Source organism: Candidatus Cloacimonadota bacterium, from assembly GCA_019429305.1.
GTDB lineage: Bacteria > Cloacimonadota > Cloacimonadia > Cloacimonadales > JAJBBL01 > JAHYIR01.
Genome location: JAHYIR010000004.1, coordinates 132,440 through 143,955, shown reverse-complemented (window position 1 = coordinate 143,955; position 11,516 = coordinate 132,440). Strand labels below are relative to the sequence as shown.

General features: G+C 38.8%; 13 protein-coding genes. 10 read left to right on the top strand and 3 right to left on the bottom strand.

The features are described 5' to 3' along the window. The 3 genes from valS to K0B81_03575 form a co-directional block, all read right to left on the bottom strand. A partial coding sequence (valS, locus tag K0B81_03585; protein MBW6515685.1) for a valine--tRNA ligase occupies positions 1-1,264 on the bottom strand: 1,264 nt, incomplete at its 3' end. 62 nt (positions 1,265-1,326) lie between these two features. Next, complete coding sequence (locus K0B81_03580; protein ID MBW6515684.1) at positions 1,327-1,854, bottom strand: NUDIX hydrolase; 528 nt, start codon at positions 1,852-1,854, stop codon at positions 1,327-1,329. A 543-nt stretch (positions 1,855-2,397) separates the two neighbouring features. Continuing rightward, a complete protein-coding gene (locus K0B81_03575; protein ID MBW6515683.1) occupies positions 2,398-3,843 on the bottom strand; it encodes a sodium-dependent transporter in 1,446 nt (481 codons plus the stop codon). 726 nt (positions 3,844-4,569) lie between these two features. On the opposite strand from K0B81_03575, the gene rfaE2 reads away from it, so the two are divergent. The 10 genes from rfaE2 (at position 4,570) to K0B81_03525 (ending at position 11,395) form a co-directional block, all read left to right on the top strand. Continuing rightward, entirely contained in the window at positions 4,570-5,055 is a 486-nt protein-coding gene (gene rfaE2 / locus K0B81_03570) for a D-glycero-beta-D-manno-heptose 1-phosphate adenylyltransferase (protein ID MBW6515682.1), read from the top strand. Positions 5,056-5,083: 28 nt separating this feature from the next. Then, positions 5,084-5,506, top strand: a complete 423-nt coding sequence (locus K0B81_03565; GenBank protein ID MBW6515681.1) for a SoxR reducing system RseC family protein — start codon at positions 5,084-5,086, stop codon at positions 5,504-5,506. Between the two features lie 2 nt (positions 5,507-5,508). After that, positions 5,509-5,865, top strand: coding sequence for a dihydroneopterin aldolase (gene folB, locus K0B81_03560; GenBank protein MBW6515680.1), 357 nt, complete (start codon positions 5,509-5,511; stop codon positions 5,863-5,865). Beyond that, the gene (gene folK / locus K0B81_03555; protein MBW6515679.1) at positions 5,865-6,344 is read left to right on the top strand and encodes a 2-amino-4-hydroxy-6-hydroxymethyldihydropteridine diphosphokinase; all 480 of its coding nucleotides are present in this window, start codon (positions 5,865-5,867) and stop codon (positions 6,342-6,344) included. The genes folB and folK overlap by 1 nt, the downstream gene beginning before the upstream one ends. Positions 6,345-6,428: 84 nt before the next feature. Beyond that, the gene (locus K0B81_03550) at positions 6,429-7,448 is read left to right on the top strand and encodes an NTP transferase domain-containing protein (GenBank protein ID MBW6515678.1); all 1,020 of its coding nucleotides are present in this window, start codon (positions 6,429-6,431) and stop codon (positions 7,446-7,448) included. Beyond that, the gene (locus K0B81_03545; protein ID MBW6515677.1) at positions 7,441-7,932 is read left to right on the top strand and encodes an HIT domain-containing protein; all 492 of its coding nucleotides are present in this window, start codon (positions 7,441-7,443) and stop codon (positions 7,930-7,932) included. The genes K0B81_03550 and K0B81_03545 overlap by 8 nt, the downstream gene beginning before the upstream one ends. Continuing rightward, positions 7,922-8,341 (top strand): LytR C-terminal domain-containing protein, encoded by a 420-nt coding sequence (locus K0B81_03540; GenBank protein MBW6515676.1) that lies wholly within the window; start codon positions 7,922-7,924, stop codon positions 8,339-8,341. The genes K0B81_03545 and K0B81_03540 overlap by 11 nt, the downstream gene beginning before the upstream one ends. A gap of 40 nt (positions 8,342-8,381) precedes the next feature. After that, a complete protein-coding gene (gene rsfS / locus K0B81_03535; GenBank protein MBW6515675.1) occupies positions 8,382-8,726 on the top strand; it encodes a ribosome silencing factor in 345 nt (114 codons plus the stop codon). 16 nt (positions 8,727-8,742) lie between these two features. After that, entirely contained in the window at positions 8,743-10,881 is a 2,139-nt protein-coding gene (gene argS / locus K0B81_03530) for an arginine--tRNA ligase (protein ID MBW6515674.1), read from the top strand. A gap of 4 nt (positions 10,882-10,885) precedes the next feature. Then, the gene (locus tag K0B81_03525) at positions 10,886-11,395 is read left to right on the top strand and encodes a metallophosphatase family protein (protein ID MBW6515673.1); all 510 of its coding nucleotides are present in this window, start codon (positions 10,886-10,888) and stop codon (positions 11,393-11,395) included. The last annotated feature ends 121 nt before the right edge of the window (positions 11,396-11,516 follow it).

The window sequence follows — 11,516 nt, the reverse complement described above, 5'->3', positions numbered from 1 at the left end:
CACAAGCTAAACAGTAATAAGCAGGGATCCTATGCCCCCACCAGATCTGCCGTGATATACACCAATCACGGATATTGTTCATCCAGTGCATGAAAACCTTGATCCAGCGTTGTGGTTGTAATTGTATCTCACCCGTTTCGACTGCTGCAATAGCCCTTTCAGCGAGCGGTTGCATCTTAACGAACCATTGCTCGGAAACATAAGGTTCGATAATCGAATCACAACGGTAGCATTTACCGATAGCGAGTTCATGCGGTTCGATCTTCTCTAAGAGATCCTTTTCCTGTAGAAGTTTCACGAGCTTGTCACGACAGGCAAATCTATCCATTCCGGCAAATTCAGTGCCGGCGTTTTCATTCATCTGACCCTGTTCGTCCATTACCACAACTAAGGGTAGATCATGACGTCTTCCGATCTCGAAATCATTAGGATCATGAGCAGGGGTGATCTTAACAAAACCGCTACCAAAATCCTTTTCGACATATTCATCGGTAATAATTGGTATTTCCCGATTTACAAAGGGGAGCAGAAGCTTTTTCCCAACCAGATCCTTGTATCTGTCATCAGCAGGATTAATAGCTACAGCAACATCACCCAGCATCGTTTCGGGTCTGGTTGTAGCAACCGTTATGTAACCCTCACCATCAACGAAAGGATAGCGGATATGCCATAAGAAGCCGGAACCCTCTTCATGTTCAACTTCATCGTTAGAGAGAGCACTGATACAACGCGGACACCAATTGATTATATACTCACCTTTATAGATCAAACCCTTTTCATAGAGACGGATAAAGACCTCTTTAACAGCTCTGGAGAGCATCTCATCCATTGTGAAACGTTCTCTTGTCCAATCGCAGGAAGCCCCTAACTGTTTTAACTGCTCGAGGATAGTGCATCCCTTCTCATTTTTCCATTCCCAGAGTAGTTCTATCAATCTCTCTCTACCTACAATATGACGGTCTAATCCCTGTTTCTTCAGGTCCTTCTCCACCATGTTTTGGGTTGCTATACCGGCATGATCTACGCCCGGTAACCAAAGTGTCGGTACTCCGGTCATTCTTTTATATCTGACTGCTATATCTTGCAAAGTATTGTTTAGAACATGCCCGATATGCAGAATACCTGTTACATTCGGGGGTGGCATCAATATAGCATATGGTTGACGATCTTTATCAATTTTCGGAGTAAAAAATCCCTCTTTAAACCAATATTCATACCATTTTTTCTCAACTTCTTGTGGGTTGTACAACTTGCTGATTTCCATCTCCATCCTCTTCTGTTACTCCCTAACTTTATCTATTATTTTTTGAATCCCACCGGGGTAATCTATTTGAATACTTCTGCTTGAGCTACCTTGACAAATTGTTCATGGGCCAAAAAGGCGAGTTTAGGCAGTTTATCCAGCGAGACAAATTTGGCTTCACCGGCATCGTCTCCCGCTTCTAACTTACCTCCAGTCTTCTTCATGAGAAAACCGAGAGATAGAACCTTTTCATAGAACGGCGAAGTTCCGTCATAATAACCGAGAAACTTCTTAATTCGCCCTTCTAATCCTGTCTCTTCTAACAACTCATCTAAAGCAGCTTGTTCAGGACTCTGATCTATTTCAATATAACCGCTCGGCAAAGCCCATTCACCCGCTTTCGGCTCAATTAAGCGTTTAATGATCAGGATCTCTCCGGCTTCATTAAAGACAACACAAGCAACAGCAGGGATCGGATTCTTGTAATAAGTCCAACCGCAATGTTCACATTTCTTACGAAGCTTATCTTCAGAGTCCCGAATAAACTGCAGTTTATTTCCACAACGAAGACAGAAATTAACTCCCTGATAGCTCTGCTCTTTTATACTCATGAGGGTAAGACTTTTAATAAAATTGATTTATGTCAAGTATCATTTGTATTTCAGAGCTCATGGCTGTTTCCGTAACATAGACTTCAGTCTTATCTTTTTGTCATCCTGAGTGCTTTGACCTTTGCTTCTTGCTCTGCTTTAGGCAGAATGTATCATAGGATAATCTTTGCAGAAACCTTATCATAGCAAGGCATCAAACACCACGCCCCGCAGGGGTATGGCATAAGATAGCCAGACACTATTGTCTGGATTTGAATGATCTTTTACCACCCACCCAAATGGAGCGGTGCTCCATTATCAGCGACTAAAATCGCAGGCTATATTATTACACCCATAACTACGCTCCGGGTTTGAAAAAAACAATGTAACTCTATTGGATGAAAAGTTAGGATACAAATATACAGACTGAAGTCTATGTTAGAAAAATTGCCCTTTTTACATCTTTGCTATCCTTCCGCTGGTGGGTCTTTAGTTAATTCGTGTTAATCTTTTATAATCTGTGTCCATCCGTGGATAATGCTTGTTATCCTTCCAATGGACTTGCTATCTCTCGTCAATAATAACTTCCATTTCACCATAATCTGCTGTTTCTTCGATGCAATCTTCTTCCATATATGTTTCAACAGCTGGTTCTTTGCTAAACTTGTCTATTAACCCGAATACCATGACGATGATGATGGCGAGTGGAACGATAAACTTTATCAGGATATCGAACATCTTACCGAGTTTGATCAATCCCACCGAACTATTAGCAGCTTCCCTTGTCCTTTTAGCTTTCCAGATATAAGCGGCAAAAATTGCTGTCAATAAAGCTCCTAAAGGAAGGATGAAGCTTTCCTGCAAGAAATCGAGGAAGTCAAAGAAGATCATATCGCCTATCTTGATGTGTTCTAAAACCCCAAAACTTAAACTTGCCGGTACACCGAGAACAAAGATCAAGACTCCTAAAACTATTGCAGCTTTAGGTCTCTTCCATTTATGTTCATCAACCAGCCAAGAGACAACAACTTCCAAGAGTGAGAAGGCAGATGTCAGGGCTGCTATACTAAGAAGCAAAAAGAACAGAGCACCAAAAAAAGTACCCCCGGGCATAGTAGCAAAAACGCCGGGTAGTGTAATAAAAGCCAGTCCACCACCAGCTGCCGGATCAAAACCAAGGGCAAAGACAGCGGGAAGTATTGCAAATCCAGCAATTAGGGCAATAAAAGTATCAAGTCCCATTATCCAAACTGCATTATCGTTTACTTTATGCTTGGGACTCAGATAACTGCCATAAGTCAATATCGCTCCCATTCCCAGACTGAGTGAGAAGAATGATTGACCAAGAGCACTAAGAATTGTTTGAGCCGTTATGGCAGAAAAATCGGGCTTCAAATAAAAGATTAGTCCGGCACCCGCACCGGGAAGTGTTACCGACCTGATAACAAGAATAAATAAGAGACCTAAGAGGAGAGGCATGAGGATCTTAACAAAACGCTCGATCCCTTTGACAACACCTAAAGCAATAACAGCTACCGTCAAACCCATAAAAACTCCATGCCAGATGATAGGTGTTACCGGATGTGATACATGATAAATAAACATATCGACAAAGCACTTTTCTTCTGTAATATGCCCGACAAGCGCTTTGAAGAAATAAGAGAGAGCCCAACCGGATACAACAGAATAAAATGATAAGATGACAAATCCGGCTAATACACCTAAAGCACCGACCAGCCACCAAGGTGTATTAGGGGCAAGTTTCTTAAAAGTTCCGACAGGATTACGCTGGCTCTCTCTTCCCAACGTCAATTCTGTCACCATCAAAGGATAACCTATCAAGACAACAGCAAACAGATACAATAGAACGAAAGCAGCACCACCATTGGTTCCAACTACATAGGGAAAACGCCAGATATTACCTAAACCTATGGCAGAACCCGCTGCTGCTAATAAAAAACCGATAGTGGTCTTCCAATGTCCTCGAATATTGTTTGGATCTTTCATCATTCTAATCTCCCTTAGGGTTTCTTAATTCCTTGAAAATAGTTTGGTTCCATTGATCATTTTCATAGTGATTAGGCAATATTTTTTTCGCATTATTATGTTGTATTAGATTTCGTGTAGGCTCTCAAAATTGACTATTATTTACAGTTTTCAATAAATATAGTAGCGGATGGTTTTCGATCAACTTGTAGCATAACTTATGATCATTATTCTTTTTTAACCATTAAGGTTGATAATACAACTGTCTGAACACCCCTGAAAACAAGCTTTCGCAACCACCAATTTGAATGAGTTACTGTAACGCATAATAATTCCTTTCATCAGAGATCTTGTCAGGATAACAGTCCTATTCTAGTGCACTTTTTCAGGAAATCTCAACCTTTTCCCCCCGTTAAAATTAAACTAAAAATGGGCGGTTCATGAACCGAGGAAAGTGCTTCCTCGTGGCTGCTTCCAAGCTCGACGAAGTCAACCGCCCCTACACTGTATTTCTTTACCTTATCACCTTTTCACCGTTCCACTCTTTTATATCTGTTTATCTTTTTTTCATCTGTGTGTATCAGTGGATAATCCTTGTTTTGCTTCCGCAGATTTTTCCCTAACACCTAAAACTCCATCTATTTTTTCTCTGAGTCTCACTGACTGATTGTCCTTTTATCCTTCACGGATCAAAATAAAAAGACTTCACAAAAAACAAAGTGGTGAAAAACTTGTGTAGAGGTGTATGTTATGGGAATGGAGCTAACTAGAGAAAAATTAAGAACCGTCGATGTACTCGAGGAGATGGTTCGTAAACTCCAAAAGTGGAATAAAAAAATTGTTTTTACTAATGGTTGTTTTGATATCATACATGCCGGTCATATCAAATATCTTTATCAAGCAAAGAGTTTTGGAGATGTACTAATCATTGGTTTAAACAGTGATGCTTCAGTACGTCGTATAAAAGGGGAAGAACGACCGATCAATAAAGAAACAGATCGTGCCCTTGTCTTAGCGGCTTTAGAGGTAGTTGATTATATAGTGATCTTTGAGGAAGATACACCTTACGAATTGATCAAGAAACTCTCTCCAAATGTTTTAGTAAAGGGTGGTGACTGGTTAGTCAAAGATATTGTCGGATCAGAAATCGTTTTAGCTTCAGGGGGTGAGGTGAAGAGTCTCCCCTATTATGAGGGACATTCAACAACTAATATATTAAAAAAGCTTAAAATATAGGACGTTGAACTGTTAGGTAAGGTGGTAAATGTCAAAGATAGAAGCATTAGAAGATGAAATTGCAATAGTCAAAGAGGTTTATGATGATGAGGTGCTTATTCAGATAGAGAGAAAAGGTACCTGTCGTTCATGTAGTATGAATATGCTCTGTATGGGGCGGGAAAACAAAGCAGAATTCCGAGTACCCAGCAAGTTATCGTTAAAAGTGGGAGATCGCGTTAAACTGCATATCAGTCCAGCATCACGCATGATATCTTCTTTCCTGATCTTTATCTTCCCCATCATAATGATGCTGCTCTTTTTTCTAACAGCCCGATATTTGCTCGGATTATCAGAAAACCTATCGATCTTGAGCTCATTTTTAGGTTTGCTGGTTAGTGGAATAATTATTATCTATGCCGACAGAAAAAGTGCTGACAAGATCAGAGTCGAAATTTTAGAGAAGGTCTAACGATGAAAATATATTTAAATGAAATGGTATTTTACGGTTATCATGGAGTAAAGCATGAAGAGCGAGTCTTAGGGCAGCGCTTTATAGTCAATTTGATAATCGAGACAGCTTCGGAGACTGATAGTCAAATCCATCATTTGCACGATACAGTTGACTATACAAGGATATACGATGAAGTAAAACATACAATGGAGAAGAAGCAGTTTCATCTGCTGGAAGACTGTGCTAATGAGATCTTAGATGCGATCTTCAACAACTTTGATAAAGTTGTTGCAGCAGAAGTAAAAATCAAAAAACCTTCTGTTCCGATTAACGGTTCATTGGGTTCTGTGGAAATTGAGATGAACAGGAGAAGATAATGGAAGTCTATTTATCGCTCGGCTCTAATGTCGGCGATCGTCTTCAAACAATCATCTCTGCTATAGAAGAACTGCAAAAACATCCGAAGATCTTTGATCTAAAAGCAAGCAGAATGTACCTTACAGAGCCATACGGTTTGGCAAAACAACCCGATTTCATCAACTGTGCTGTCAGAATTGAAACTGTATTATCGGCACGTGATATCTTACAGGAGATAAATATCATTGAAAAGGATTTTGGAAGAAGGAGAGAGATCAGATGGGGTGCCCGAACACTCGATATCGATATCCTCTTCTTTGGTAATCAGGTTATTCAGGAACCTGACTTGATAATCCCTCACCCGCAAATTCACAAAAGAGCTTTTATTCTACAACCTTTGCATGAATTGTGTCCAGATTTGGTGCATCCTGTTTTGCATAAAACTGTAAGAACACTTCTGGAAAATTTAACTGATAACGTTACATTGAGTCATAGATAAAAAAGAGCAATAACATTTTTTGCTTGAAATAGTAAAGGGTGTGAAAATTATGGTTCAAAATGTAAAAACCGTAAGGAGAAGTTAATGAAACGAAAATGCGGAGCTCTGATCCTTGCTGCCGGTAAAGGAACGAGGATGAAATCAGATAGGGCAAAAGTCATCTTCAAACTGGCAGAGAAAGAGATGGTACGACGTGTTACTGAGAGAGCTCTACAATTAGATTGTGATCCCATCGGTATCGTTGTCGGTTATCAAAAAGATGAAGTTATTGCGGCTATCCCTCATAATGATAAGGTCTCCTTTATCGAGCAAATCGAACAACAGGGAACCGGGCATGCAGTTATGGTTACAGCTGAGCTGTTTCAAGACTTCGAAGGTGATATGTTTATTCTCTGTGGTGATATTCCTTTACTCAGCAAAGAAACGTTAATGAATTTATTAAAAACTCATCAAGATAATAACGCCGCTTGTACGGTACTGACTATCAAACTACCCGATCCGGCAGCTTATGGTCGCATAGTTAGAAACAGTGAAGATCAAATAATTAAGATAGTAGAGTACAAAGACGCTACTGAAACAGAGAGAAAGATCAATGAAATCAATACCGGCATTTATTGTTTTGATTGCAGATTACTGTTTCAAGCTCTAAAAGAGATCAATAATGATAACAAGCAGAGTGAATACTACCTGACAGATACTTTGGAAGTTCTTAACAGAAGGCAGAAAAAAGTTATTGGCTTAGTTACCGACAAACAATCAGAGATAACCGGAATAAATTCTCAAAAAGAACTCGCCGAACTGGAAACTGAGTTTTACCGAAGAATAAAGAACCACTGGCTCAATAATGGTGTTAGTATCGAAAATCCCGAATCTGTGATTATCGGTGAAGATGTAATAATTGAGCCAGATGTTGAAATAGATATAGGAACAGTTATAAAAGGCAAGAGTATCATAAAAAAGAGAACAAAGATCGGCGCTTATTGTTATCTGGAAAATGTTCTACTGGGAAGTGATATAGTATTAGAAGGATATAACATACTCAAAAATACTCAGATTAGTGAAAATGAACTGCTTAGCTTTCAGGAGATAAGGATAAATGACTAAAAACCTTTATTCACCGTGGCGTTATGAATACCTGATCTCAGAGAAACCGGATGGCTGCATTTTCTGTTTTAATAAGGAAGAGGACGAAAAAAGACTCGTCTTACACCGTAGTAAGCATTCTTTCGTGATTATGAATCTATATCCCTATAACAATGGACATATAATGGTCGTAGCGCAGAGACACGTATCTAATCTCACTGATCTGCAACCTGAAGAATTACATGATATGTTCTCTACTGTACAACTCTGTGAAAGAGTGTTGCAAAAAAGATACAATGCAGACGGATTGAATGTTGGGATCAATATTGGTAAAGCGGCAGGCGCCGGTGTTGATGATCATCTGCATATACATATCGTTCCACGATGGTTCGGAGATGCAAATTTCATGTCTATTGTCGCAGAGATAAGAGTTATCCCGGAAGATTTTGAACAGGCATATCAGATGCTTAAAGAGTGTTTTATAGAATGTGTTAATGAAGAATAGTCTTTATCGGGTTATAAGATCAACAGATCATTTTTTATACCGTTATGGTGTTCTGTTATTCTTTATAGGGATCATGCTCATTGCATGTAAAGAGCAAGATAGTGACTTTCGAGATCTGTCGCCGGCTATTAGAGTTAGAGTTCTTAATGGTTGTGGATATCGTAATGCTGCTTCTGATTTCGGTAATTATCTTATCAGGTATAATATCGATGTGATCGGAGTAGGAAATGTAGATAAGTTTATCTACGATAAGAGTATTATTGTAGTTAAGCATGATGACCCACAAGACCTGAAACGTTTGATGAAATATACGGGAATAACCCGTCGTGTTTTTGCTCTTGACGACCATGCCGTAGAAAGTTTCCAGATCATAGCTGGTAGAGACTTTCGGGAATATATGAGGAACTAAAAATAAAGCAAGTATAATTAATGATGAAGCAAGGAGAGTTATGGAAGAATTGAAAGAAAGGGTATCCCAGTTAATCGAGTGGATACAAGCAAAAAAAGGTGAAGATATTGTCGAACTAGATGTCCAGGATAAATCTTCGTTTACCGATTATTTTGTAATTTGTAGCGGCAATGGTGAAATTCATACTAAGGCAATTGCTAATCATATCATAGATAAAGCAAAAGAGAATAAAATCTTTTTAATGGGAGCCGAAGGAATGGATAATGGCAAGTGGATACTGATCGACTTTGTTGATGTCATCGTCCATATCTTTGATGTCCCGGTAAGAGATTTTTATCAATTAGAAGATCTCTGGCATAAAATGCCTGAAAGAAAGAACATGTAAAGGTTGGATACTCAAGATGATAAAAGAGATAATAATCAAGGATCTAAAAGAAACATGGAAGAAATTAGGTTTTGAATATTCTGATAAATACTACGTAGAAGTACCTAAAAATCAGGAATATGGAGACTTTTCTACCAATGCAGCATTAGTTAATGCTCGTAATAATTCTATCAATTCCAAAGATATGGCGAAGCAGATAGCGAACTATCTCGCTAAAAAGAAGCATTACAAATCGGTAAAAGTAGCAGGTAACGGCTTCATCAACTTCGAGATAGCGAATAATCTTTATTACAAGGCACTAAAAGAGATCTCTTCTCAAGGTAAGAGCTATGGAGCAAGTAATTTTGGCGATGGCAGAAAAGCTCTCATTGAGTTCGTTAGTGCCAACCCAACAGGACCTCTCAATGTTGTTAATGCTCGGGCTGCCGCTTTTGGTGACGTTCTTTTTCGTATCATGAATTATGCTGGATTTCAAGCAAAACGAGAATTCTATATCAATGATGCCGGTAATCAGGTAGATGTGCTGGCAGAATCTTTAGAGATGCGGTATCGAGAAGTTATTGGTGAGCAGATAGAAGAATTACCTCCGGGCACTTACCAGGGAACTTATATTATAGATCTGGCTCTGAAACTTAAAGCCAAAGAGGGCTCTAAGATCATGCACTATTCTGAAGCAGACAAATTGGAAAAGATGAAAGAGTTCGCTTTGGAAGAGATCCATCAAATGCAGAGGGATAGCTTGGAACGTTTCGGTGTTGAATTTGACAGTTGGGTATCGGAAAAGATTCTCCGTTCACAAGGAGTAATTGAAGAGGTCTTGAGTTACCTTGCCGAAGCTGATTGTACTTATGAAAGTGAGGATGCCATCTGGTTTGCCTCATCAAAATTTGGTGATGAGAAAGATAGAGTACTAATGAAATCGGATGGTGAAATAACTTACTTCGTTCCTGATCTGGCTTATCACCTAACAAAATATCATCGTGGTTTCGATTATATGATCGATGTCTTAGGTCCAGACCATCATGGTTATGTTCCAAGATTAAGAGCTGCCATCAGAGCTTTGAATTTTGACGAGAGCAAACTTGAGATAGTGTTTCTGCAGCAAGTCAACCTATACGAGAGTGGCGAAAAGATCAAAATGTCTAAAAGAACCGGAAATATCGTTACGATGGACGAATTGGTAGAAGAAGTCGGTGTAGATGCAGCCCGTTTCTTTTTCTTAGAGAAAAAACCTAGTGCGCATTTGAACTTTGATCTGGAATTGGCAAAGAAAAAGACAAGTGAAAATCCTGTTTATTATTGCCAATATGCCCATGCTCGTATCTGTAGTGTACTGAGAAAAGCCAAAAAAGAGAAGATCTCTCTGAAGAAATTCGATGAGAATGAGTTAAAGAAGTTGAAGCAAGATGAAGAAATGGTAATAATTAAGAAGTTGTTAGATTTTCCCGATCTGATAGCCGCTATTGCAGAATTCAGAGAGCCCCACAGATTAGCTTTCTATGTTTATGACTTAGCTGCTCTCTTCCATAAATACTACCAAAAATATCAGATCGTTGATAGCAATAATCTGGAACTTTCGCGAGCAAGATTATACTTGATCTCGGCTATTAAAGATGTATTAGCAATCTCTTTCCAATTAATGGGTATCTCGGCTCCGGAAAGTATGACCAAAAAAGATACTTCTGACAAAGGCAAAGGTAAAAAGAAAGCAGCTCCCAAAGAAAAAGAGGTATCAGATTCGACGGCAAAAATCCTTGAAGACGTTGCTAAGAAGAAAGGCAAAATATCACCCCAAAAAGAAAAACCTACTTCTCCACCAATAGAGAAACCGAAGAAAATAGCAGCACCCAAACCCAAACCAGAGGATAAAAGCAAGAAGATTGAAAAAGTTGAAAAATCCCTTGAGAAGAAGACACCATTGGTAAAAGATAAGTATAAAGATAAAGATATCAAAACGAAAACAGAAACTAAAACTTCAAGCAAGAGGACTGTCTCGAAAATTGAGAAAAAGGATATAGCGAAAGAAGCTAAAAAGCAGAACTCAAAACCCAAAGAACATGTAGCAAAAGTTGATAAAAAAAAGGTACTTCTTGCTAAGAAGGAACCAGCAAAAAGAAAGATAACGAAAATACAACCTAAGAAGAAAAAGAGCTGATTGTATGATTAGAATAATAGTTCTTTCAGATACGCATAAAAATCAATCTCTCTTGAGAAAGGTTCTGCAAAATGAGATTGAGCAATGCAATTATGTTTTCCATCTCGGTGATAATTACGAAGATTTAGATGAAAATGAAGATCTACTTATCGGTAAAAAAGTTACAAGAGTTCCCGGGATATTTCACCCGAGATATTTAGACGGTTCCCTACCTGCTGGGCAGATCGTCAAAGTTCTAAATTGGTCTTTTATGCTGGTTCACAACATAGATGATATCCCTGAGATCCTGCCTAATCATCATATCTTCTGCTATGGTCATACTCATCGGTTAGAGCTGAAAAAAATCGATGGACACTATTTCCTCAATCCGGGACATTTAAAGGATGAATGGGACAAAGACAGACCAGCTTCCTATGTAATTCTTGATGTCGAGATAGATAAGATCGTTATTGAATTCAAGGATAAGAGTGGCGTAGTTATCCAAAAACACATAATTGACCGTTATGATCAATAAAGATCTTCTACCTTCTTATCGTCTTATTGAAACATAACAAAATCTGTAGAGTTACATAAAACGAAATCCCACCTAACTATCCGGACCATTCCCTGATGGGTTAGGCAATGATATGACCAAT